This is a genomic window from Brevundimonas sp. AVps23W, from assembly GCF_058681395.1.
This window is the reverse complement of record NZ_CM178738.1, coordinates 1,538,148-1,560,337: the sequence shown is the minus strand read 5'-3', so window position 1 is coordinate 1,560,337 and position 22,190 is coordinate 1,538,148. Positions and strand designations below refer to the sequence as shown.

At 65.9% G+C, this 22,190-nt stretch carries 19 protein-coding genes, 1 tRNA gene and 1 pseudogene; 8 read left to right on the top strand and 13 right to left on the bottom strand.

Annotated features, from left to right (window positions below; translation table 11 throughout):
- Positions 1–153: 153 nt before the first annotated feature.
- Entirely contained in the window at positions 154–951 is a 798-nt protein-coding gene (locus ACW177_RS07695; protein ID WP_492027984.1) for an alpha/beta fold hydrolase, read from the bottom strand.
- A gap of 79 nt (positions 952–1,030) precedes the next feature.
- Here ACW177_RS07695 and ACW177_RS07690 point away from each other — a divergent pair, with 79 nt between their 5' ends.
- Positions 1,031–1,378 carry a MerR family transcriptional regulator gene (locus ACW177_RS07690; protein WP_492027983.1) on the top strand — a complete coding sequence of 116 codons (348 nt, stop codon included), beginning with the start codon at positions 1,031–1,033 and terminating at the stop codon, positions 1,376–1,378.
- A gap of 123 nt (positions 1,379–1,501) precedes the next feature.
- On the opposite strand, the pseudogene ACW177_RS07685 reads toward ACW177_RS07690, so the two are convergent.
- From ACW177_RS07685 to ACW177_RS07645, 9 genes and pseudogenes are all read right to left on the bottom strand, one after another.
- Positions 1,502–1,606 (bottom strand): annotated as a pseudogene (locus ACW177_RS07685) (YggS family pyridoxal phosphate-dependent enzyme); the annotation flags it as partial.
- A gap of 128 nt (positions 1,607–1,734) precedes the next feature.
- Positions 1,735–3,561, bottom strand: a complete 1,827-nt coding sequence (locus ACW177_RS07680) for a Ca2+-dependent phosphoinositide-specific phospholipase C (protein WP_492027982.1) — start codon at positions 3,559–3,561, stop codon at positions 1,735–1,737.
- Between the two features lie 37 nt (positions 3,562–3,598).
- Positions 3,599–6,577: a TonB-dependent receptor gene (locus ACW177_RS07675; protein ID WP_492027981.1), complete on the bottom strand. Its 2,979-nt coding sequence runs from the start codon at positions 6,575–6,577 to the stop codon at positions 3,599–3,601.
- 80 nt (positions 6,578–6,657) lie between these two features.
- Positions 6,658–7,665, bottom strand: a complete 1,008-nt coding sequence (locus ACW177_RS07670) for a FecR family protein (RefSeq protein WP_492027980.1) — start codon at positions 7,663–7,665, stop codon at positions 6,658–6,660.
- An 84-nt stretch (positions 7,666–7,749) separates the two neighbouring features.
- Positions 7,750–8,253, bottom strand: a complete 504-nt coding sequence (locus ACW177_RS07665; protein ID WP_492027979.1) for an RNA polymerase sigma factor — start codon at positions 8,251–8,253, stop codon at positions 7,750–7,752.
- Between the two features lie 199 nt (positions 8,254–8,452).
- Positions 8,453–11,236 carry a TonB-dependent receptor gene (locus ACW177_RS07660; protein ID WP_492027978.1) on the bottom strand — a complete coding sequence of 928 codons (2,784 nt, stop codon included), beginning with the start codon at positions 11,234–11,236 and terminating at the stop codon, positions 8,453–8,455.
- 180 nt (positions 11,237–11,416) lie between these two features.
- Positions 11,417–12,034 (bottom strand): DUF1190 domain-containing protein, encoded by a 618-nt coding sequence (locus ACW177_RS07655; RefSeq protein WP_492027977.1) that lies wholly within the window; start codon positions 12,032–12,034, stop codon positions 11,417–11,419.
- A 5-nt stretch (positions 12,035–12,039) separates the two neighbouring features.
- The gene (locus ACW177_RS07650; protein WP_492027976.1) at positions 12,040–12,453 is read right to left on the bottom strand and encodes a DUF350 domain-containing protein; all 414 of its coding nucleotides are present in this window, start codon (positions 12,451–12,453) and stop codon (positions 12,040–12,042) included.
- Positions 12,454–12,479: 26 nt separating this feature from the next.
- Positions 12,480–13,127: a DUF2491 family protein gene (locus ACW177_RS07645; RefSeq protein ID WP_492027975.1), complete on the bottom strand. Its 648-nt coding sequence runs from the start codon at positions 13,125–13,127 to the stop codon at positions 12,480–12,482.
- A 138-nt stretch (positions 13,128–13,265) separates the two neighbouring features.
- On the opposite strand from ACW177_RS07645, the gene ACW177_RS07640 reads away from it, so the two are divergent.
- The 4 genes from ACW177_RS07640 (at position 13,266) to ACW177_RS07625 (ending at position 16,575) form a co-directional block, all read left to right on the top strand.
- The gene (locus ACW177_RS07640; RefSeq protein WP_492027974.1) at positions 13,266–13,976 is read left to right on the top strand and encodes a YjfI family protein; all 711 of its coding nucleotides are present in this window, start codon (positions 13,266–13,268) and stop codon (positions 13,974–13,976) included.
- 16 nt (positions 13,977–13,992) lie between these two features.
- Entirely contained in the window at positions 13,993–14,733 is a 741-nt protein-coding gene (locus tag ACW177_RS07635; RefSeq protein WP_035305458.1) for a PspA/IM30 family protein, read from the top strand.
- Positions 14,734–14,736: 3 nt separating this feature from the next.
- Positions 14,737–15,903 (top strand): glutathionylspermidine synthase family protein, encoded by a 1,167-nt coding sequence (locus tag ACW177_RS07630; RefSeq protein WP_492027973.1) that lies wholly within the window; start codon positions 14,737–14,739, stop codon positions 15,901–15,903.
- A gap of 66 nt (positions 15,904–15,969) precedes the next feature.
- Entirely contained in the window at positions 15,970–16,575 is a 606-nt protein-coding gene (locus ACW177_RS07625; protein ID WP_492027972.1) for a biliverdin-producing heme oxygenase, read from the top strand.
- Here ACW177_RS07625 and ACW177_RS07620 read toward each other — a convergent pair whose 3' ends face one another.
- Positions 16,576–18,375 (bottom strand): acyl-CoA dehydrogenase, encoded by a 1,800-nt coding sequence (locus tag ACW177_RS07620; RefSeq protein ID WP_492027971.1) that lies wholly within the window; start codon positions 18,373–18,375, stop codon positions 16,576–16,578.
- A 255-nt stretch (positions 18,376–18,630) separates the two neighbouring features.
- Here ACW177_RS07620 and ACW177_RS07615 point away from each other — a divergent pair, with 255 nt between their 5' ends.
- Complete coding sequence (locus ACW177_RS07615) at positions 18,631–18,888, top strand: type II toxin-antitoxin system prevent-host-death family antitoxin (RefSeq protein ID WP_492027970.1); 258 nt, start codon at positions 18,631–18,633, stop codon at positions 18,886–18,888.
- 6 nt (positions 18,889–18,894) lie between these two features.
- Entirely contained in the window at positions 18,895–19,329 is a 435-nt protein-coding gene (locus ACW177_RS07610; RefSeq protein WP_492027969.1) for a type II toxin-antitoxin system PemK/MazF family toxin, read from the top strand.
- A gap of 267 nt (positions 19,330–19,596) precedes the next feature.
- On the opposite strand, the gene ACW177_RS07605 is transcribed toward ACW177_RS07610, so the two are convergent.
- On the bottom strand, positions 19,597–20,304 hold the full coding sequence (locus ACW177_RS07605; protein ID WP_492027968.1) for a GIY-YIG nuclease family protein: 708 nt from the start codon (positions 20,302–20,304) through the stop codon (positions 19,597–19,599).
- 156 nt (positions 20,305–20,460) lie between these two features.
- Positions 20,461–20,552, bottom strand: a tRNA-Ser gene (locus ACW177_RS07600).
- 124 nt (positions 20,553–20,676) lie between these two features.
- Here ACW177_RS07600 and ACW177_RS07595 point away from each other — a divergent pair.
- Positions 20,677–22,179, top strand: coding sequence for an exopolysaccharide biosynthesis polyprenyl glycosylphosphotransferase (locus tag ACW177_RS07595; protein WP_492027967.1), 1,503 nt, complete (start codon positions 20,677–20,679; stop codon positions 22,177–22,179).
- Positions 22,180–22,190: the final 11 nt, after the last annotated feature.

Sequence of the window (22,190 nt, the reverse complement as noted above, 5' to 3'; positions counted from 1 at the left end):
GAACCGCCCCAATTACCTTCGTCCAGAAACGGCTTGAGGGTCTCCTGCTAGAGCGTGCGTTGGGGATCACGCCAACGGCCCGCCAAGAACTCCTGGAGGCGATGCTGGCTGGCCGCGCCAGCTATTATAGCCGGGTCAACCGCCAGCGCCGGATCAAGCCGTCTGCTCGCGCAGAAATGACGCGACGAGCGCCGTGAAAGCGTCCGGCGCCTCCATCGGTGCGAGGTGTCCGGTCGGCAGTTCCGAGTAGCGCGCCTCCGGAATAGTGGCGGTCAACGCCTTGGCATGAGAGGGTGGCACCATGTGGTCGTGCGTGCAGCCGATCACCAACGTCGGTGCGGTAATGCGGACCGCGTCCTCGCGCACGTCAATGGTGAGGTCGAGTTCGACCTGTCGCGCCATGCCCTCCCAATTAGCGCCATCGAGCGTCGCTTCGACCGCTTGCTTCACACCATCCGAGCCGAGGCTCGCCAACGCATCCGGACTGAAGCCGGTCATCAGGATCAGTCGTGCCATGGCACGACGATCGGTCTTGATGAGATCGCGCCACAGCTCGAACTGCATCTTGAGGCGAGGATCGTCCGCCGTAGCGAAGCCGGCGACCAAGATGAGCGAGCGGACCCGCTCTGGATGATCCGCCGCGATCTTGACCGCGACCCCAGCTCCCAGCGAGAAACCCAGTAGATGAAACGTCTCCGCTCCGGCCATCTCGGCCGCGGCCAAGACCTGGCCCGCGAGATAGTCGGCCGTCAATTCCCGGCCATCGTCTATCGTCATGCCCGAGCCGGAATAGTCGGGGCGGATAACCGTCCATTCCGTGGCGAAGGCCTCGACGAGCGCGCCCCAATTGGACTCGGCATTGCCACCCGTTCCGTGAACGAGGACGAGGGCCGGACCAGCCCCGTCCTTCTTGTAGGCGATCTGCGCACCTTGATATTCTGGTTGTGACATCCGGCAACTCCTTCTCGTCTTTCTTTGAGTCGCCGAGGAAGCTAAACTCTAACAGCGCTGTGAGAGTCAAGGAACCCAGATGCAGATCGGAGCACTGTCGAAGAGAACGGGCGTCAGCGTACGAATGCTGCGCTACTACGAGGAAGAAGGCTTGCTGAATCCGCCACGCCGGGACTCCGGCTACCGGGATTACGGCGAGGCCGAAGAGCAGATCGTGAACCGCATCCGTATGCTGAGCGAAGCGGGCCTTAAGCTCGACGTCATCCGCCGCTTCCTGCCGTGCTTCCCCAATCCGCGACCGGATTTTCACCCTTGCCCGGATCTCCTCGCAGCGCTTCGCCGGGAAGTGTCCGGCATCGACGATCGCATCGCCTGTCTGGCAGCCAGTCGCAGCATATTGTCGGGCTATCTCGACAGCGTGCAGTAGAGGCTTGCGAACCGCATGGTGAAGATAACGGCGCTGCGGCCGGGATCGGTATCGCTCAACCTGGCTTTGAACCTGCCTCATGCCCGCCACGGCATCTGGCCAGTAGTGGAAATCGGGCAACGGCCTCGGCCCGAACACCGCTTGACCAACACGGACGACGGTCGCGCCTTCTTCAATGGCGATTTCATAATCGCCTGACATGCCCATGGAGAGGTGGCGAAGTTTGTTGCCCTGTGTGGGCACAGACGTGGGAACAGCCAAAGAACTCGGTTCGGATTCTTCCCTGGATTTCATCGGATCAAATCCGACGGACAAGGCTGGCTCCGCGCACCTTTCGATCCGCGGAGCCCTTGCCCCTATTGCGAAAGACCCGCGCGCGCCAGCGCCGCCTGAACCTCCGCGCGGGCGGCCTCCATGTCGCGGCGGAAGACGGCTGAGCGTTGTTCGGCGCCGTAGATGACCATGCCCGAAAGGATGCCGGCCTCGACGGCGCTGTAGCTGTGGGCGCCGCAGATGTAGCGGCTCTCGGCGAACTCTCGACCGCGGGCGTAGAGGGCGTCGGCGCGCTGGGGCGCCAGTTCCGCCAGGATCATGGCCACATGGGCGCCGTGGGCGGAATGGCCGGACGGATAGTCGGGATTGCCGGCCAGATGGTCGGTCTTGGCTTCGCAGATCGGCTGGTCCGTGCCGAGATAGGGCCGTTTCGTACCCCAATAGGTCTTGGCGTCTCCAACCACCGAACGGTCTTTGCCCGCCCGATCCAGCAGCGCGGTCAGAACGGGAGCCTGTTCGGGCGTCAGTCGCACCCCCAACGCCTGGGCGAAGTCGTCATAGATCTCGCCCGAGACGTCCGAGGTCGCCAGCGCCCAACGCGGCGTGCCCTGCAAAGCGCGGGTCTCGCGGAACACGCCCTGGTCGGCGACGGCGCGGGGCGAGCCCGGTTCGGGCGGCGGGGCCAATACGGCGGTCAGGTCCGGTCGTTCCGCCTCGGCCAAATAGCCGCGCGGCGCCGCCTCGCCGGTCTGTTCGACGGCCAAGCCGTCGCAGCGTTTCTCTGTTCGCAGCGGATTGCAGACGGCGGCTGCGCCGCCGGTCAGTCGCACCTCGTAGGCGGGAAAGCGCGGGTCGGCCCAGACATAGTCCGTCGATACATATTGCGCCCCGCTGGCGAAGGCGGCGCTGCGCTGGGTCACGTCGCCGGTGCGGGCTTGCCTGGTGTCTGCATCGGCGCGAGTGCGCACGATGAAGCCGGCGCGAACGGCGGCCTGGATACGCGCCTGCTCGGCCACCGGGTCGTTCAGCGTCAGATAAGCGGCGGCGGGAGAGGATTCGTCCGTATTGACGAAGAAGACCCGGCCTTCCAGCGAATGACGCGCGCCGCGATAGGCGGCGACCTTTTCCGGTCCTTCGTCCAGGGCGAAGAAGACCTTGCCCCGCGCCGCCCCCAGTTTCGGCCACCCCCCGGCCAGAACCCCTTCGCGCAGGGTGGCGTGACGTCCCTGCACCTGATCCGGCGTGATCAGCCGGTCGGCGTCGAACACCGAGCGCACCTCGGCGTCCAGGGCGTCCCAGGCGGCGGCGTCGAAATCCAGCGGGATCGTTCCGCCGGGCATGGAGGCGCCGCCCGTCTTGGCGTTCAGCATGATCAAGATCGGCGCGTGATCCGGATGGGCGCGCGACCAGTCGCGGATTTCCGTCAGACAGGCCACAAAGGTCAGACAGGTGCTGCGGAAATCGACGTCCGGCATATGCAGGGTCTTGAACCCAGGCCGGGCCATCGCCTCCGCAAAGGCCGGGCTGACCGGCGCGCCCTGGCCCGGCCGCCCCAGGGCCGACAGCGGATGGGCGTATCGTCCGCCTTGCGGATCATTCAGCACGTCGATCTCGATCTGGCGCGCGCCCGCATCCAGTTGCTCGGCCAGCGGCCGGTGCGAATAGTCCAGGGCCACGGCGCCGGAGTTGACGGCGATCATGGCCTGAAGCTCGGCGTCCGGGATCGGCAGCTTATAGCTGTTGTGTGTGCCCACGGCCGTCAGATCGTTCATGCCCAGGCGCCGGTCCATCCAGGCCTCGGCGCAGGCGTCGCCCCCCGCCGCCCGAACATCAGCGGCGTCCAGATCGCAAGGCGGCGTCGCACCGGCCAGGGCCGAGCCCGCCATCAGGGCAGCCATCAGATTGAGCATAAGCACTCCTCGAGTTCAGATAGGGTTTGAAAGATGATCACAGCGACCAGCGCAGGCTGGCGGTCACACTGGGTCCGACGCGGCCCAGCTGAAGCAGGCGTCGCGTATCGTATTCATAGGCCAGGTCCGTCGTATCGGTCAGGTTCGAAGCGGCGATGACCAGGGCCCCGCCCGATCCGATTTCGAACGAGGCCTGGGCGTCCAGATAGCCCGCCGCGCCGACGGTGAAGTCCGCCACCCCTCCCCCCTGCATGTCCGCCTCGGACCGGAAGGCGGACCGCCAGGACCAGGACAGGCCGACCGCGACCGGCCCCCGCTCGAAGAAGGGATTGATCGAATAGGCCAGGCGCGACACCCCCGCCAGGCTGCGACCCTCCGGCCCCTCGCCGTCCGTAAAGGTGCCGCTGGCCCACAGGCCGAAACCGGAAGGCAATCGTCGATGCACCCCGATCTCCAGACCCCGGCTGGTGGCGCGCCCTAGGTTGGCGGGGCGGGACATCAGGACCTCTGCTCGCACCAGGGGACCGGCGCGGGTCTCGAACACCAGGGTCTCAGACGCCTCCCTCAGGCCGATGAAGTCGTCGATGCTCTTGTGGAAGACGGCGATGCTGAGCGCACCCTGCGGGAAGCTCCATTCGTAGGAGACGTCGAGATTGATCGACGTATAGGGCCTGAGATCCGGGTTCCCGCCAACCCCCGTGAAGATCGCCCCCGGAGACGGGGCGTCGATCTCCGCCTGGCCACGCTCATAGATGTTCGAGACAAGAGAGCTGGCGGGCACGGTCGCCAGACGCAGATCCGCCAATGAGGGCCGGGTCATCGTCCGCGACGCGGCGAGCCGCAGCCGGCGCCCCCTATCGAGATCGAAGGCGAGGTTGAGACTGGGCAAAAGCGCCGTGTCGGCGCCGGTGTGAGACACTGGACGGATGGCGGCGACCCCGGTTTCGCTCGCGTCCAGAAGCGCCCCATTCACCTCCGTCCGCGTCGCGACCAGGCGAAGCCCCATATTGCCGAAGAAGGCCGTTCCTGCGGCCGTTCCCTCGAAATCGGCACGTCCATAGACGGCGCCCACCCGCTCTCCGACCGCATAGGAATTCTGCAGATCGGACCCGGTCGGGACCAGGGCGTCGGGATCGACGCTCAAACCGTCGCTCTCCCCCGGGATGAAAAATGCGCTCTGGAACAGGTCGAAGTCCGCCGCCGCCCAGCGTCCAGGATGCACTCGGAACAGTTCGTCGAAGACCCCGTCATGAACCCGCGCGCCCAGAAAGGCGGGTGCCAGCTCCCCACCAGCCTTGAGCGCCGCCTCGCGATCCCGCCTTTGATAATCGCGCGACCGGTCGCTGATCTGGCCGCCGAACCGCACACCGACAAGATCCATCACGCCCAGCGGCACATCCACCGAACGCCGAACATCGACGAGCGCCGTCAGGTCGTCGTCCACGGATTCAATCGCTCGCACGCCCAGCCGTTTAAATACGAAGGCCGAAGCGTCGGTGAGGTCGAGGTCGGTCTCCAACAACACCGCCTGGCGATCCGAAGCGGCGTGACGAACGTCAAACTCATAGGCCGGCGACCGGGTGGATCGGAAGGAAATCCGCTCCAGCGGCGTATCCAACCGTGATCGCGCGCGTGACAGGCTGATCCGAGGCCGAAGCGTCCATTCGCCGACCGTCACCGTCGCCGCGCCGGACACCACGATGTTCAGATGCGCCTGTTTCGAGAACTCGGTGTTGTTGTCGATCGTTCCGGCCTGAACAGATCCGGCTGTGACCACGCCGTTCTGGATTGTCGCCGTCGCATCCGCCGCCTCCAGCAGACTGCCCAGTCCATAGACGATCCGGTCCTCGCGAATGGCGTTGTCGAAGGTCGAAACCAGGCTGTCGAACCTCAATCGAACCGAGGGCGACGCCTGCCATTCCCCACCCAGGAAGGCGCTTCGCCGCAGCCGATCCTCGTGTTCGACGGTCGTGCGGACATCGCTCGGCGCCAAGACGTCTTCGCCGTCGATCATCACCGGCGTGTAGCGCTGGATTTGGAAGCGGTCATAAAGGACGGACCGCCCCTCCTGCGACAGCCCGCCGACCAGGCCCCAGCCCCCGTCGGCGGACACGAACCGGCCCGCCATGGAGATATCCGTCTCGGGCTGGCGCGTGCGGGCCTCGACCGTCGCACCCACCCTGACGCTAAGGAACGGATCGCCGCCCAGTCCCCCGATCGTCTCGATGTCGATATTCGATCCGATCCCGCCCTCGATCAGATCGGGCGTCGCCGACTTGGTCAGTTGGGCGCCCGCCAGCAGATCAGCCGACAGGGCGCGAAAACGGAACTGACGGCCGCTCTGGGTGGAGTTGCGGATGTTTTCGTTGAAGGCGACCGGTGCTCCGTTCAGCGTCACCGACTGGAACAGCGGCCCCAGCCCCCGGACGCTGACGAACTGCCCCTCTCCCACCTCGCGTTCGATGGCGACCCCCGGCACGCGCTGCAACGCCTCGGCCAGGTTCGCCGCCGGCAGTTCGCCGATCCGGGTCGCGGACGCACTGTCGGAGATGACATCCGCCGCCTGCTTGCGGCGCAGGGATTCCTCGATCTGCTCCGACAGCCGCCCGACGACCGTGATGGATTCCAGCTCAGCAGCCGGAACAGGCGGGGTTTCGGCCGGCGCCGGCGCCTCCATCCAGACGCGCACCCCACGGGCGCCGATAAATCGGTGGCTGAGGCCTGTCCCTTCAAGCATCTGACGCACGGCCGCCCGCCAGGACATCCGCCCCCGAACCGGCCGACTGCGCCGCACTTCGTCCGAAGGCGCGACAAACGCCAGTTCGCATCCGGCCGAAACGCAGAGCTGCACCAGGGCGCGTCGGGCGTCCTGTGCGGGGATGTCGAAGGCGCGCATCCCATCCTGCGCGTGGGCGGACACGGTCCATCCGCCGACGGTCAGAAAAGACAGGGCTGCGACCGTCGCGACCACGCCACGTCGCGCACCGAACGGCGTCGATGGTGCGGGCGGTTTCACGCGGGCCGTGCCTTGCGACAAGAGGGCGAACAACAGATGCGCAACGCTTAGCGCCGTTGCGTGACAGCTCTGCGATAGATCTAGTCGGCGCGGATAAGAGCGCGGCCGTCAGCGGTATGCTCAATCGAGATCGGCAGCAGCGCGTCCATGCGATCGATCAGCCCCGCCTCACCTGTCAGAGGCAGAACGGCGGTTACCCTCATGTCGGCCAGGGCGGGATCGGCGATGACCATCGGCTTGCCGGCGTAACGTCCCGCCTCATCGATCACCACCGACAGCGGCGCATCGTGAAAGACCAGTCTGCGATCACGCCAGGCCGTGGCGGCTTCGACGTCGATCCGGCGAACCCGCAGCCCGCCCCGTCCTGGCGTGAAAACCGCCTGCTGACCGGGCGCCAGAGCCACGGCACGCTCCAGCGCGCGCGCCTTGCCGATGTCAGTACGGCCGATGGCGACCCGCCCTTCCAGCAGGGACACCTCAGCCTGATCTTTCCTCAAGGCGACGGCGAACCGCGTGCCGGTCACGATCACACGGCGATCCTGAACGGCGACCTGGAAGGGCTGTTCGGCATTGTGGGCGACGTCGAAATAGGCCGCGCCCTGTAGGAGCACCACGCGACGAGCGTCGGGGCTAAAGGCGACCTGCAACCGCGTATCGGCGTCCAGAGTGACGCGAGACCCGTCTTCAAGCGCAATGTCGGTGATCTGCCCCGGCGCGCTGACATAGAGACGACCCGCCGGAACACCAGGTTCCTGGCCCGCGCCGGGTAGAACCAGAACGAAGGCGGCCAGAGCCGCGACCGCGCCTGTCGCCAGACCGCCTGCAATCAAAAGGCGCCTCGGCGGCCGGGCAGTCCTGCGACCCCGCAGCCGCGCCAGATCGGCTGAGAAGGCTCCGCTCAGGGGCGACAGCTCCGCCAAGCCCATCTTTGCAGCCTCGTACTGGTCCAGATGGTCTTCGTCCGCTTCCAGCCATTGTAGGAAAGCCGCCTGGTCACGCGCAGAGACACCGGGCCGGCGCATCCGCGCCAGCCAGGTTTCGGCGGTCCTCGGCCGACGATCGAACAGGGATGTCAGGCGCTGAATCATGCGCGAACGAAACGCTCCGGAGCGTGGCTGGGGGACGGGGCGCCGACGCCTTCAATATTCACAACGACAGTTTCACCGAATACCTCAGCCATCTCGTGAAATCTTCAGCTGACGGAGGGCTTCGGCGATATGTTTCTCGACCATGCTCACCGACACGCCCAGGCGTTTGGCGATCTGGCCATAGGTCTGATCCTCGAACCGGTGCAGCAAAAAGGCGTCGCGGGTTCGCGGCGGCAAGGCGCGGATGACACGGGCTGCGGCGGCCAGATTCTCGCGTCCGATCAGGTGTTGGTCGGCGGCCGGCGTGTCGCTGGCCACGGCGCGAGGCCCGGCGTCCAGCGAATGAATGTCGTCGGTCCCGCGAACCCCTGACCGGCCCGCCGCCTTCCAACGGTCTGTCTGAAGGTTGCGGGCGATGACGAACAACAGGGGCCGGGCGTCGGCGCCGGTCAGGTCATGCCCGGCCCGATGGAAGCGCGTGAAGGCTTCCTGCACCACGTCCTCTGCATCCTCGACCGACAGCCCCTTGCGCTGGACATAGGCCATAAGGTCGCGACGCAGACCGGCGAAAAGCTGATCAAGCGACATGGTCGCCTCGCGCGCGTCGGAGATCAGACAAGGATATGCGAAGACGCCCCCTCCTCGCGGAAGGGGCGTCGCGCCAGGCTTTATCCCGAGGCGTGACCACGCCGCCTCGAAGGGCGCACTCGGTCTCGCGGCCGGGAAAGGCGGTGGACGACGTCAGCCGCCCCCCGCCCTCAACATGACATTCGCGCGTGGGAATGGATCAGAACTCCATCCGCAGGCCGAAGTTGATGCGACGTCCCGACTTTTCGTACATGGTCGGGAAGGACGGATCCATCGTATAGCCCTTGGTCGCCTCGTCGGTGACATTGATGCCTTCCAGATTGACCTGGAGGCTGTCGGTCACGCGATAGCTGGCCGACAGATCGACCTGACCATAGCCCTCGCGCCAGACCGGATACATCTCGTAGCCGATGGATTCGACGTACTTGTCCTTGAAGTTATAGGACGCGCGCGCCTGGAACTTGGCGTTCTCGTAGAACAGGGTGACGTTGTAGGTGTTGTCGGCCAGCCCGATGGGCGGTGTCGGAATGCCCAGGGTCGAGGAGCCGGTCAGGGAGCTGTCCAGGACGGTGTAGTTGGCGTTGATCCCGAAGCCTTCCAGCGGGGCGTAGAACTGGCCGAACGGCACCACCGCGACCAGCTCGACGCCGCTGACCTCATAGGAGCCCGGTTCATTGATCGGCTGATAGACGTCGAAGGTGTAGACGCCGTCGATCGAGCCGTTGGCGTTGTACTTGGTCACGTTCGACACCGTGCCCGTCAGGGCCTGACGCACCACGCCCTCGACCTCCTTCCAGAAGTACGAGACCGCCAGCAGACCGCCGTCGCCCAGATACTGTTCCAGGCCCACTTCCCACTGCTTGGCGTAGGTCGGCTTCAGATTGGGGTTGCCGTCGGTGAAGCGGAACGAGTTCCAGCTGGCCGTGCGCTTGTAGGCCAGGTCGGTCAGGGCCGGGCGGATCAGGGTCTCGGACGCCGCGGCGCGGAAGATCAGGCTGTCGGTCAGGTCGGCCGTGATGTTCAGGCTGGGCAGGACCTTGTCATAGCTGCCGTCGCTCGACACCGGTTCCGGCGTATAACCGGTCGAACCGTTCGAGTTCTGGATCTGGTGATAGCCCGACGACGTGATCGAGGTGTCGATATAGCGCGCGCCGCCGTTGATCGCGACCGGCACCGGGCCCAGGTCAAACTCGAGGTCGGCCATGGCGTAGGCGGCCAGAACCTCTTCCGTCACCTCATAGTAATCGCCGGCGTTGAACGGGGTGTAGAAGCCGTCATAGCGGAAGGTGCGACGGGCGTAGTCGTTCGACACCTGGCTCCAGGTCAGATCGCGGATGCTGAAGTCGCCGCCGGGAACCAGATCGCCGATCGGCGTCAGTTCGCTCTGCGCCAGGGTGCGAGTGTTCAGCCAGGCGGTGCTGCCGGCCGACGGCCCCTGGATGTTCAGCGAACCGTACTGACGCTCCTTGGTCTTGTCCGTATAGCGCGCACCGACCTGCACGCTCTTCAGCGCCGGGAAGACGCTGAGGTCCAGGTAGCGGGTGAAGTCGATCTGGGCAGCGTACTTGTCGTCGCTGATCTCTTCGTAGGTGGTCTCATAGGCCTCGAACAGATAGCTCGACGGCGAGTTGTACATGTCGATCGACGCCGGATTGGCGCTCTTGACCGTCTCGCCGCCCTCAGCCGTCCAGCGCGTCCGCGACGGCGCATAGGCGACGTGCTTAAGATTGGAGTTGTCCAGCGTCTTCTCGGCGCCGGAATAGCCGGCGATGGCGTGCAGCTTCCAGGCGTCTCCGCTCCAGTTCAGTTCGGTTCCGAACTGCTGGTAGTCGGTCTTGTTGATCCGCTCCTTGCTCAGCATCTCGTGCTGGGTCGCGGTGTAGGAGACGTCGCGCAACACGACCATGTCGTAGTCGGCCAGGGTGGTGGCGTCGTACTCGTGGATGGTTTCCAGGGTCGAACGGCTGGAGGCCGAGTAGGCCGCCGCATCATACTCGTCCTCGGTCGTGTCGTAGCTGCCCACCATGGCGTCGAAGGCCAGGCTGAAGTTCGACGACGGGCGATACTGCAACGCGACCGTGCCGCCCCACTGATCCTGGGTGTTCAGATAGGCGCGGTCACCGACCTTGTCCTGGAAGATGATGCGGTTGGTCACGCTGGTATCGGCGCGGTTCGGCACCGAGATGCCGGCGTCGCGCAGCAGAACCGCTGCGGCCTGCGTGCCCCGCGCGCCCGTGGACGTGGCCAGGAAGCGCGACATGGGACGGAAGTTGATGCCCGATTCCGAGTCGGTGCGGTTGGTGCGACGCGCCGTCGAGAAGGACACCAGCGCGCCGAAATCGCCCCAGGTGTCGCTGGCCAGGAAGGCGATCTTGGGATCGACCTCTTCGGAGATGGAGTTGTAGGCGCCTTCGACCGAGCCCACGACCCGACGGCCGTCGTAGTCGAACGGACGCGCCGTCGAGATGTTGACCGAGCCGGCGATGCCGCCCTCTTCGTCGGCCGCGCGCGGCGACTTCTGGACCGTCACCTGCTGGATGATTTCCGAAGCGAAGATGTCGAACTCGACGTCACGACCACCACTGCCCGAAGCGGTCGCCAGACCGTTGATGCTGACGAAGGTGTAATCGCTCGGCAGGCCACGGACGTTGACGCGCTGGCCCAGGCCCTTGTTGCGTTCGATGGTCACGCCGGGGATGCGCTGCAACGCCTCGGCCAGGTTCTGCTCGGGGAAGTTGGCGACGTCGGTGGCGACGATGGAGTCCGAGAAGCCGACGGTCTTGCGCTTGATGTCCACGGCCTCTTCGAGGCTGCGGCGATACGAGCCCGTGACGACGATCTCGTCCAGCGTGGCCGCATCGGCCTGGCTGGACGCAGCGACGACGGCGCTGTCGGCAGCCGGCGCGGCGGATTGCGCCAAGGCGACGAACGGCGTTGCGGCGACCACGGCGAACGCCGTCGTGCCCAGAATTCGGTTCTTCATTTGAGTAGCCCCCAGTGAGTTCTAGGCGCTTCAACGACGGGCTCTCAGCCCCCCTCAATGTGTGACAAGGCTTTTCATTCAAACTTCACGGCCCTGTCTTGTTCGGCCGATTTCGGCACGAAAAACGGCCCGCAGACGCATCCTGCGGGCCGTTGATCAAACGCTTCGATAGCCGCCGGTTCAGCCGCCGTAGCTGCGCCCGCCGCCGCCGAAACCACCGCGTGAAACGACCGTCGTGCGGCTCTGCACCCGCGTCGGCGCCTGTTTGACGACATCGCCGTGCTCACGCGCATTGGTGATGGTCCGACCGGTGCGATAGTCGCGGTAGGTGTAGCCGCCGCCATAACCGTTGGAGTAGCGATCCTCGCGGTCACGATACAACGGCCCGCCGCCACGATAACCGCCGCCGTTCAGCATCTGGCCGACGACGAAACCGGCCAGCAGCGGCGTGAAGAAGGAGCCGTTGCCGCCCTGGTTGTTCGGCTGGCACTGCGACGGCCCCCACTGGCCCTCGCACTCCTCACGCGTGGCGTAGCGAGGCGCCGTCTTGGCGGCTTCCTCCTGAGCCTTCGCCAGGGCGGCGTCGCATTGATCATCGGGGATGTCGTTAGCGGTGCGGCATTCTTCCAGCGACGCATAGGCCAGGGCCGGCTCGGGTTCCGGCGTCGGGACGTCCGGCGCGCCGCAGGCGGCCAGCGAGAAACTGGCGGTGGCCATCAGGCTGCTGACATGCAGCACGCGCGACCGCTTCAGCCGCCGCATCGTGGTGGTTTGAGGCAGACTCTTCGGATCGGTCATGGCGGTCACGACGTCATGCAGGCGGCGTTGAGCAGGCCGACGCAGATGGAGATGGAGGCCAGATAGACGGCGGCGGCGATCTCGCCCGCCTCAATGCGGGCGACCAGATTGCGGAACGCCATGCGGCTGATGGCCACAAAGACGACGATCTGGATGATGCCGGCCAGCAGGGCCCAGGCGGCGAACTCGGCCAGGCTGACCGTATGCGACAGGGCCGAGGCCAGAGGCAGGACATAGCCGATCAAGGCCCCGCCCAGGGCGATGGCGGCCGCCGTATTGCCTTCCCGGATCAGCGTATGCTCGTGGTACGGCGTGACCCACTGATAGATGAGCTTGAACGCCACGGTGAAGGCGCCGGCCGCCGCAAAGGCGATAATGAAGGCGATCGCCCCCTGCTGAAATACGAACCAGTCGAACATTCTGTCTTGCCCCTCGATGTGCGCCCTCAGGCGCGGAACTCGGCCATTTCCAGCGGAATGCCGATCATGATTTCGTGCGTCGTCTCGCCGCCCTCGGGCTGCTGCTCCAGGGCGATCATCAGTTCGCGCCCATCCGCCAGCTCTCGCGCATACAACATGCAGGTCTGGAAGATCTTGGCATAGGGTTTGGTTGCGGCTCGGTCGTCCCAGATGGTCTCCCACAGGGTGACCGGCGGCTGGATCGCATCGCTCTCGGCGAACCAGAACCGCGGATAATCGGGCAGTTCCTCGGCCGCCCCATGAAACACCGGCGCCGACAGCCGGTCGCGCCAGATGCGCCGCTCGCGTTCGCCCGGCGGATAGGCCGAAGTCCAGGGGATGAACAGGCTGAAGTCATAGGATTCCAGCCCCGCCTCGTCGTCGCTCATGGCCTGAAGCATGACGTGGTCGTCGGTATAGAAACGATGGACGAACTGTCCGCCGTCCAAACTGACCAGGCCCTGAGCCGAGATGTCCAGCACGTCGCGATCCAGGGCGAAATGCGTCTCGTCCCCCAGCCGGCGCCAGGCCAGCGGGTCCAGCGACACGGTCCGGCCCACGGTGATGTTGCGCACCGTCGCCAGCTTGGAGACGGGCTCCGCCTTGTCCGGTGATCCAAAGAGCTTCTTGAACATGGGCGACTATCTAGGCCCGATGCGCGCGGACGGCGAGCGAACAGCGACGATGCGACCGAAAGATGCGGTTCATGACCCCAGCTTCCGTCCGATCTTGCTTCAAGTCAAGCATACATGTTACGCGTTTCATGTAACCACATGCCGAACAGCGCTCCGCCCTCCTCCGCCGCCAATGATCGCATCCGTGCGTGGCGACAGGCGCGTCGGGAGGCGGGCCTGGTCAAGCTGGAGCTTTGGGTGCCTGAATCCGCCCGCGACGACGTCAAGGCCGCCGTCCGCGCCATCATCACCGATTCCACGCGCGGCCCCCGCCTTGCCGCTCAGAGCCTTGCCGCTCAGGGCCTTGCGGGCCGGCCGCGCCGCCCCACTTCCGATTCCTTCACCCCTGGAGACGACCATCAGATGGACGCCGTGATCGAAACACCCTGGACCGTGCCCGCCATCAAGGCGGCGATGGACGGCTCGCCCCTGCTGCGCGAGGGCGAAATGACCCTGCGCGTGCTGGAAGGCGCGGACCCCGTGCTGCTGGCCACCATGCACGAATACGGCGATCTGCCGGTCTATCTCAGCGTCGGCGGCGCCCAGATCGTCTGCTCGGTCCTGTTGTGGCCGGTGTCGGAACAGGCCGACCGCCACGCCTTCAACGAGTTCCTGCTGAAGGCCCAGCGCGTGGTGCCCCTGTCCAACTTCGCCATTACCAACGTCGGCGGCGAAGACGTGTATGAGCTGATGGGCGAACTGTCGTGCAAGACGACCCTCCAAACCATACTCATCGAACTGCGCACCCTGGCCGAGAATGCGATCGACGCCACCGAACTGCGTGAAACCTTCGGCGCCGAAGCCGCCTGATCCCGGAAGACCGACCATGTCCATGCTCAGAAAACTCTCCGCCCTGTTCCGCGGTTCGGCCCATGACGCCGCCCAGGGCGTCGTCGATGCCAACGCTCTGAAGATCCTCGACCAGGAAATCCGCGACGCCGACAATGCTCAAGGCAAGGCGCGCGACGACCTGGCCGGCCTGGTGGCGCGCCGTCGCATGGCCGAAAACGAAATGGCCAGCTTCCGCGACCAGATCGCCAAGTACGAAAGCTCGGCCCGCTCAGCCCTCGGCCAGGGCAAGACCGACCTGGCCCGCGAGGTCGCCGGCCGTATCGCCGAGCTGGAAGTCGAGATCACCAGCCGCGGCCCGCTGATCGAGGACATGAAGACGGCCGAGACGCGCCTGCGCACCGCCATCGCCTCGACGGACCAGAAGATCGAGACGCTCCGTCGCGAGATCGACATCGTCAAGGTCAACGACTCCGTCCAGCGCGCCCAGACTTCGGTCGCCCTGAACTCGGCCGGCGCCCAGTCGCGCATCGGCTCGGCCGCGGACAGCCTGCAACGCATCAAGCAGCGCCAGGCCATCCAGGAAGAAAAGCTCAACGCCAGCCAGGCCCTGGAAGACCGCCGCACCGGCGCCGACCTGGACGCCAAGCTGCGCGAAGCCGGCATCCTGCCCGGCCATTCTTCGGCCGACGACGTTCTGGCCCGCCTCAGCCAGCCGGACGTGACCGTGGTCACCCCGCGCATCGGCCAATCTACGCCCGACAAGGACCCGGCCTGACCCATGGAGCGTCTGCGCTTCGATCCCCGCACCGACTGGGACGCCAAGGCCGAGGAACTCGGCTTCACCTGGCGCCATACCGATGGCAAACCCTACTGGGACGAGACGGCGGCCTACGCCTTCTCGCTGCCCGAGATCGAGGACGGGATCGAAGCGCCGACCGAGGAACTGCACGGCCTGTGCCTGGAGCTGGTCAATGAGGCCGTCCAGTCCGAGCGGCTGATGGAGCAGCTCGATATTCCCGAACCCATGCGGGACTACGTCGCCGCCAGCTGGAAGCGCGGCGATCCGTCCCTCTACGGCCGGTTCGACTTCGCCTACGACGGCCAGGGCCCGGCCAAGCTTTATGAATACAACGCCGACACCCCGACCAGCATCTATGAGACGGCGGTGTTCCAGTGGTTGTGGCTGGAGGACCAGATCGCGGCCGGCGCCCTGCCCGCCGACGCCGACCAGTTCAACAGCCTGCACGAGAAGCTGGTCGATCGCTTCCGCGCCATCTTCCCCAACGGCGGCTTCGTCCACTTCGCCTCGGACGCCGAGTTCGTCGAGGACCGCCAGACCGTGCGCTTCCTCGAAGACCTGGCGCGTCAGGCCGGGCTCGAGCCCCAGTTCGTCGCCATCGACCAGATCGGCCTGAACGCCGACGGCCGGTTCGTGGACCACGAGAACTGGATCATCCAGGCGATGTTCAAACTCTATCCGTGGGAGCAGATGCTGCGCGACGAATACGCCGCCCCCCTGCCCACCGCCGACGTTACGGTGCTGGAGCCCGCTTGGAAGAGCATCCTGTCCAACAAGGCCATCCTGCCCCTGCTGTGGGAACGCCACAAAGGCCACCCCAACCTGCTGGAGTCCTATTTCGAAGGCGATCCAGCCGAGGCGGCGCTGGGCTCATCCTATGTCCGCAAGCCCCTGTTCTCGCGCGAGGGCGACAATGTCGAACTGATCGACCAGGGGCTGAGCGCGGCCGAGGTCGTGGACGGCGGCTATGGCGAGGGGCGCTATATCCGTCAGGCCCTTTGCAATCCGCCCCTGTTCGACGGCAGCCACGTCATCGTCGGTTCCTGGGTCGTGGGAACAGAGCCCGCCGGCATCAGCCTGCGTGAGGACACGGGCCGCATCACTCGCAACACCTCGCGCTTCGTGCCGCATTTCATCCGCCCGTGACGCCCGACCTACTTGCGATTTGTTCGCAACTAGGTTAGCTCCAGCCTCAGTAACTCGAGGCGTTTAATGACCGAAGTCGACACGAGCCGCGCCAGGCGTCTGAAGGCCGCCACCCATGGCGTTCACGATGGGCTGGACCAGGCGATCATGAAGGCGGAACCCTTCGCCAGCCGGGACGCCTATGCGGACTTTCTGCGGGTGCAGCAGTTGTTCCACCGCGACATCGCCGCCCTCTACGACGCGCCCGAGCTGGCCACGAAGATTCCCGGTCTGACGGAACGCCGCCGTTACCCGCAAGTCCGCGCGGACTTGGCCGACCTCGAGGCCGCGCCTGCGCTGGAAGACGAACGACCCCGGTTTGAACCCGGCGAGCCGGTGGACGCGCCCACAGCCCTGGGCTGGCTCTATGTGGCCGAGGGATCGAACCTGGGCGCCGCCTTCCTGCTGAAGGCCGCCGCCGGCCTGGGCCTGTCGGCCGAGTTCGGCGCCCGCCATCTGGCCGCCTCGCCCGAGGGTCGGGCCAACCATTGGCGCAGCTTTACCGCCGCCCTCGACGCCCCCGATCTGACGGCCGATGAAGAGGCACGGGTCATGGCCGGCGCCTCCGCCGCATTCAGCCGCGTGCGTTGCCTGGTCGACCGGACTTTCTGGCGCGGGACCGCCGCCGCCTGATCAGAACCAGGCGTCCTGCATCGCCAGCGTCGTGTCGTCCTTGCTGACCAGAAGGTCCAGCATCGGCCCGATCTTGGGCAGTTCCCAGCGGAAGAAGTAGCGCGCGGCCTGGCGCTTGCCGTCGTAGAAGTCGCCGGTCTTGCCCGCCGCCGCCAGCGCCTGTTCCAGCCAGATCCAGGCCATCACGGCATGGCCCACAGCCTCCAGATAGGTCGAGGCGTTGGCCAGGGCCCGCTCCGGATCCCCGTCGCGCCACACCGTCGCCGTAGCCTCGCCGATACGGACCATGGCCTTGGCCAGGGCCTCGCCATAGGGCTCCAACTCGGGGTCGCCCGACACCCGCGCCACCGTCGCCAGAACAGTCTCGCCCAGCAGCTTCAGCCCTGAGCCGCCGTCCATGATCGCCTTGCGGCCCAGCAGGTCCAGCCCCTGGATCCCGTGCGTCCCCTCGTGGATCGGGTTCAGCCGGTTGTCGCGATAGAACTGTTCGACCGGATAGTCGCGGGTATAGCCGTATCCGCCCAGCACCTGGATCGCCAGGCTGTTGCCCTCCAGGCACCATTGCGACGGCCAACTCTTGGCGATGGGCGTCAGCATGTCCAGCAGCCGCCCGGCCCGCTCCCGCTCAGCCGCGTCCTCCGCCGTCGTCTGATCATCGGTCAGCCGCGCGCAATACAGGTTCAGCCCCAGCGCCCCCTCGGCATAGGCTTTCTGCGCCAGCAGCATACGGCGCACATCGGCGTGCTGGATGATCGGCACGGGCGGACTGGCGGGATCCTTGGCCGACAGGGGCCGTCCCTGCGGCCGGCCGCGCGCATAGTCCAGGGCGTGCAGATAGCCGGTATAGCCCAGGGCCGCCGCCCCCGCCCCGACCCCGATCCGCGCCTCGTTCATCATGTGGAACATGGCGGCCAGCCCCTGATGCGGCGCCCCGACCAGCCAGCCGACCGCGCCCCCCTGCCCGCCCGGCGTATGCCGCCCCTCGCCGAAGTTCAGCAGGGTGTTGGTCGTGCCGCGATAGCCCATCTTGTGGTTCAGCCCGGCCAGGACGACGTCGTTGCGCTCGCCCGGCGCGCCGCTCTCGTCCAACAGGTGTTTGGGAACCACGAACAGCGAGATCCCCTTCACCCCCGCCGGCGCCCCCTCCATCCGGGCCAGAACCATATGGACGATGGTTTCGGACAGGTCGTGATCCCCGCCCGAGATCCACATCTTGGATCCGAACAGCCGATAGCTGCCGTCGGCCTGTGAAACCGCCCGGGTGCGGATATCGCCCAGGGACGATCCCGCCTGCGGCTCCGACAGGCACATGGTGCCGAAGAACCGCCCCTCCAGCATCGGCCGCACATAGGCGTCGATCTGCGCGGCCGTGCCGTGCGTCTTCAGCAGATTGGCCGCCCCGATGGTCAGGAAGGGATAAGCGGCCGTGCCGACATTGGCCGCCTGGAACCAGGCGAAACCGGCGCGCTCGATCACATTGGGCAGTTGCAGCCCGCCCAGCTCATAGTCCTGGGCCGCCGAGAACAGCCCCGCCTCGCGGAACGCCGCCAGGGCCTGGGCCACCTCGGGGATCATCGTCACCCGTTCGCCGTCAAAGGTCGGCTCCTTCTGATCGGCCTTGCGATTGTGCGGCGCGAACATATCCGCCGCAAGCTGGGCGCAGGTGTCCAGCACCCCGTCGAACGACACCCGATCATGATCAGCAAACCGCGCCCGCTGCGTCAGCCCCTCGACCTCCAGCCATTCATACAGAATGAAATCCAGATCGCGCCGGGACAGGATCAGCGAGGCGTCGGACATGCGAAGGCTCCGGAGACGCCGCCTGGCGGCGAAGGGGCCGAGCCTAGGCGGCGGCGCAGGGCGCGGCAAGTTGGGGACATCCGGCCAACGATCCGATCCTGCATGCGTCCCGTTCGGCCAGCGCGGCCTGAACGCCGCCCTGTCGCACTACGGCCCAGGCGCGGGCCTGTCCGTTGCAAGGGATTGGCGGCCTACCCCACTCAAAACTTGAATTATTCGAGTAATTCAGATAATCTGAGGAAAGAGAGGTAACTGATGACCCACACCGTTTCGTCTGCCGAGTTCCTGAAATCCTACGGTCGTATCGCCGAAGTGGCGTTGCGTGAGCCGGTGTCGATCACCAGTCATGGCCGTGAGCGGCTGGTGCTGCTTTCCGCCGAAGAATACCGCCGCCTCAAACAGAACGACCGCACGGCGCTCTACCCTTGGGAACTGGACAACGCGGCGCTGAACGCCCTTGCCGCCGCCGAGCCGCCCGCCGAGGCCGCCGATTTCGATCACGAAACCCGCTGATCGCCGGTGTCATTGCCCGAGCCCGTTCCCGGCCTCGTCATTTCCTATGCCTATCTCTGGCGTGACGAAGCCCTGCGCGGTCAGGAAGAAGGCCGCAAGGATCGCCCCTGCGTCATCATTCTTGCGGTCGAGGAAGGCAATGGGCGAACCGTCGTCACCGTCGCGCCGGTCACACATGCGCCCCCTACCCATCCGGAAAGCGCCATCGAGATTCCAGCGGCGACCAAACAGCGCCTTGGGCTCGATAGCGCGCGCTCCTGGGTGATCGCCGCCGACCTCAACCGATTTATCTGGCCGGGCGTTGACCTCCGCCCCATCCGCCGGGGCGCAAAAACCTATAGCTACGGCCTGCTTCCCGCCACCCTCTACCGCCAGGTGCGCGACCGGGTCGTGGCCCTGGCCCGCGCAGGCCGAACATCCATCACGCCGCGCAGCGACTAAGGGCGCAAAGTCGGTGGATCATACGTCTGAGGTCGCTCTGAGCTCAGTGAGCAGAGGCCATGCCTTCCACCGGCAATCTCAATCCGTGAGACACAACCAACAGCTCTGAGCCTCGCCGCTTAGTCTGAACCGAGTAGTCCCAGCGAATTACTTTCCCATCCCCGCGAAACGCTAGAACAACGACCATGAACGCCCAAAATAAGATCAGAGCCGCAAGCGTCCTGACCACCGTTACGCCGAGCGGGGTATCCTCGTCGTGTTTCTTGCTCATTGGTACTTTCGCTTCCGGAATGCCGACACGTCCATTGCCGAAAGTTTGAACCATTCGCCATTCGCTCGCCGGTCTGCGAACCGGCGATGCCAATAGGCTTCAATACCTGCCGGATCATCGGTTCGGATCGTGTGAATCAACGTCGCCTTGTCGGGGAGAGCAATCCGGATTTCCTTCACCCGGCGTTCGAGATCGTCGCTTCGACCGATCTTATAGAAGTCGCCTGACCTGATCAGATAGACGTTACCATCCTCAGGTCGGGGGACAGCGACCTTCTCCGCCTTCCGCATCGTCGGCTCGGGGAGGATCGCCACCACGTCCTCAAAGCTTGGATCACCATCAACCCGAATACGAATAGCCTCGATCATATCTAAACGCCCGCCTAAGTGCCGGGCGATGGCATTGCTGCTGGGGACGCTGGGATCGCTTTGTCGTAATAAGTCGAGCTCGTCTCGCGTCGGCACTCGGCCATAATGACGGCAGGCTCTGATGACCGTCGTGAGGACTGCCTCACTGTCTAGGGCACTCGTTTTAACGTTCGGCTCAAACCCGGCCTCCACAAGTGCATCGCTCCATCGCGCCCAGTATTTCCCGCGCCAATGATGTTCTTGAATGCCGGTGTCTCGGGTAAATGCCATCTGCCCTGGGGCCTGCCCGGTACCCGCTGAAAGCCTGCGAATCTCTTTGATGATTTCGTCGCGCATGGGGACGAAGTACGCGATAGCGCCGCTATCTAATCAAGACCGGATGCGAGGAAACTAAAACGAGGGAAAGGCCATCGCCCGCATGTCACACAAAGCGTCACACAAGCGACCCGACTCCCGCCTTAAGCGGTTATTTTTATTGGCTTTTTAGGGAAATGGCGGAGACGGAGGGATTCGAACCCTCGGTACCCCTTACGGGGTACGACGATTTAGCAAACCGTTGCCTTCAGCCACTCGGCCACGTCTCCAGCGAAGGGCTCGATAGCCGAGCATGATGCGTCGTGCAATCCGCTTCGAACCAAAGACCTGTTGTTAACGTGACATAGAGGCGGGGCGTGCAGTGTGGCGGCTGTTCCTGAACCCTGGATATCCATGCCCGACTGCGCCTCCTCCCTCGCCGCCGCGACCGTGATCGACGGGGCGGCGTCCGGCCTCGGCAGGCGCCCCGAGCGGGGTCCGTTCCGGCCCGAGGTCTGGCTGAACGCGCGTCAGCGGTCGAGCGTGCGTTTGGCCGCCTATTATTTCCGCGCCGCCGACATTGCGGTCGTCGTCGGCCTGGTGCTGGCCGCGCTGTGGTCGCTGGGCGATCTGGATCCCCGGACCCTGACCCTGGCGGCCTTGATCCCCCTGGCCGTGGGCGCAGTCGCGGTTCTGGTCCTGTTGCGCGGGCTGGGGCTCTATCGGTTCGGCCCGAACCCGGCGCCCCTGATCCATCTGGCCTGCGTGGTGCTGGCCGGGGCGCTGGCGACCGGCGCGGCGGCCGGTCTGGGGCTGGCGTTGAGCCAGGGGCTCGCCCCCGTGATTCCCTGGGGCCTAGGGACGACCGTGGTCTTGATCGCCCTGCACGGCCTGTGGCTGGCGCTGGTGGCGCGCTGGCGTCGTCAGGGAGCCCTGTCGCCCAATATCGTCATCGTCGGCGCCACCCGGAACGCCGAGTCCCTGATCGAGCGGGCGCTGGAGCGGCGCGATCTCAATGTCTTGGGCGTGTTCGACGACCGTCTGGCCCGCTCGCCCGACAGCCTGGCCGGGGTGCCCGTGCTGGGGGCCGCCGACGCCCTGCTGAGCCACCGGATGCTGCCCTATGTCGATCGCATCATCCTGGCCATCGACGCCGAGGTCGGGCCGCGCGTGCGCGATCTGACGCGCCGGCTCGAGACCCTGCCCAATCCCCTGACCATCCTGGTCGATTCCGAGACCGGGCGGGATGCGGTCCTGACCCGGCTGGCCGGCGCCCCCCTGGCCCAGATCGGCGGCGGCGTCAGCCCCGACGCCCGCGCCTTCGTCAAACGGTTGCAGGATCTGGCCATCGGCGGCCTGGCCCTGGTCGCCGCCGCCCCGGTCATGGCCGTGATCGCCCTAGCCATCCGGCTGGACAGCCCCGGCCCGATCTTCTTCCGCCAGCGTCGCCACGGCTTCAACCAGGAGGCCATAGTCGTGTGGAAGTTCCGCTCGATGCGCCACGCCGCCGCCGACGCGACCGCCAGCCGCCAGATCACCGCCAATGACGACCGCGTCACCCGCGTCGGCCGCTTCATCCGCGCCACCAGCCTGGACGAGCTGCCCCAGATCTTCAACGTCCTGACCGGCGAGATGTCCCTGGTCGGTCCCCGCCCCCATGCCATCGGCATGAAGACCGGCGAGGCCGAATCCGCTCTGCTGGTGGCCGAATACGCCCATCGTCACCGCATCAAGCCCGGCATGACCGGCTGGGCCGCCATCAAGGGCTCGCGCGGCCCGGTCAATACCGAGGCCGAGGTGCGCCGCCGGGTCGAGCTGGACGTCGACTATATCCAGCGCCAGTCCTTCTGGCTGGACCTGTGGATCATCCTGATCACCGTGCCTGTCCTGCTGGGCGACCGGGCCGCCGTCAGGTGAGCGAGGCCCGC

Excerpts from the sequence above, each read along its gene's own strand:
- ACW177_RS07605 (WP_492027968.1), bottom strand. The coding sequence starts at position 20,304 with ATGCGCGACGAAATCATCAAAGAGATTCGCAGGCTTTCAGCGGGTACC.
- ACW177_RS07620 (WP_492027971.1), bottom strand. The coding sequence starts at position 18,375 with ATGTCCGACGCCTCGCTGATCCTGTCCCGGCGCGATCTGGATTTCATT.
- ACW177_RS07615 (WP_492027970.1), top strand. The coding sequence starts at position 18,631 with ATGACCCACACCGTTTCGTCTGCCGAGTTCCTGAAATCCTACGGTCGT.
- ACW177_RS07655 (WP_492027977.1), bottom strand. The coding sequence starts at position 12,034 with ATGACCGATCCGAAGAGTCTGCCTCAAACCACCACGATGCGGCGGCTG.
- ACW177_RS07695 (WP_492027984.1), bottom strand. The coding sequence starts at position 951 with ATGTCACAACCAGAATATCAAGGTGCGCAGATCGCCTACAAGAAGGAC.
- ACW177_RS07660 (WP_492027978.1), bottom strand. The coding sequence starts at position 11,236 with ATGAAGAACCGAATTCTGGGCACGACGGCGTTCGCCGTGGTCGCCGCA.
- ACW177_RS07645 (WP_492027975.1), bottom strand. The coding sequence starts at position 13,127 with ATGTTCAAGAAGCTCTTTGGATCACCGGACAAGGCGGAGCCCGTCTCC.
- ACW177_RS07595 (WP_492027967.1), top strand. The coding sequence starts at position 20,677 with ATGCCCGACTGCGCCTCCTCCCTCGCCGCCGCGACCGTGATCGACGGG.
- ACW177_RS07635 (WP_035305458.1), top strand. The coding sequence starts at position 13,993 with ATGTCCATGCTCAGAAAACTCTCCGCCCTGTTCCGCGGTTCGGCCCAT.
- ACW177_RS07670 (WP_492027980.1), bottom strand. The coding sequence starts at position 7,665 with ATGATTCAGCGCCTGACATCCCTGTTCGATCGTCGGCCGAGGACCGCC.
- ACW177_RS07650 (WP_492027976.1), bottom strand. The coding sequence starts at position 12,453 with ATGTTCGACTGGTTCGTATTTCAGCAGGGGGCGATCGCCTTCATTATC.
- ACW177_RS07630 (WP_492027973.1), top strand. The coding sequence starts at position 14,737 with ATGGAGCGTCTGCGCTTCGATCCCCGCACCGACTGGGACGCCAAGGCC.
- ACW177_RS07665 (WP_492027979.1), bottom strand. The coding sequence starts at position 8,253 with ATGTCGCTTGATCAGCTTTTCGCCGGTCTGCGTCGCGACCTTATGGCC.
- ACW177_RS07625 (WP_492027972.1), top strand. The coding sequence starts at position 15,970 with ATGACCGAAGTCGACACGAGCCGCGCCAGGCGTCTGAAGGCCGCCACC.
- ACW177_RS07640 (WP_492027974.1), top strand. The coding sequence starts at position 13,266 with ATGCCGAACAGCGCTCCGCCCTCCTCCGCCGCCAATGATCGCATCCGT.
- ACW177_RS07680 (WP_492027982.1), bottom strand. The coding sequence starts at position 3,561 with ATGCTCAATCTGATGGCTGCCCTGATGGCGGGCTCGGCCCTGGCCGGT.
- ACW177_RS07690 (WP_492027983.1), top strand. The coding sequence starts at position 1,031 with ATGCAGATCGGAGCACTGTCGAAGAGAACGGGCGTCAGCGTACGAATG.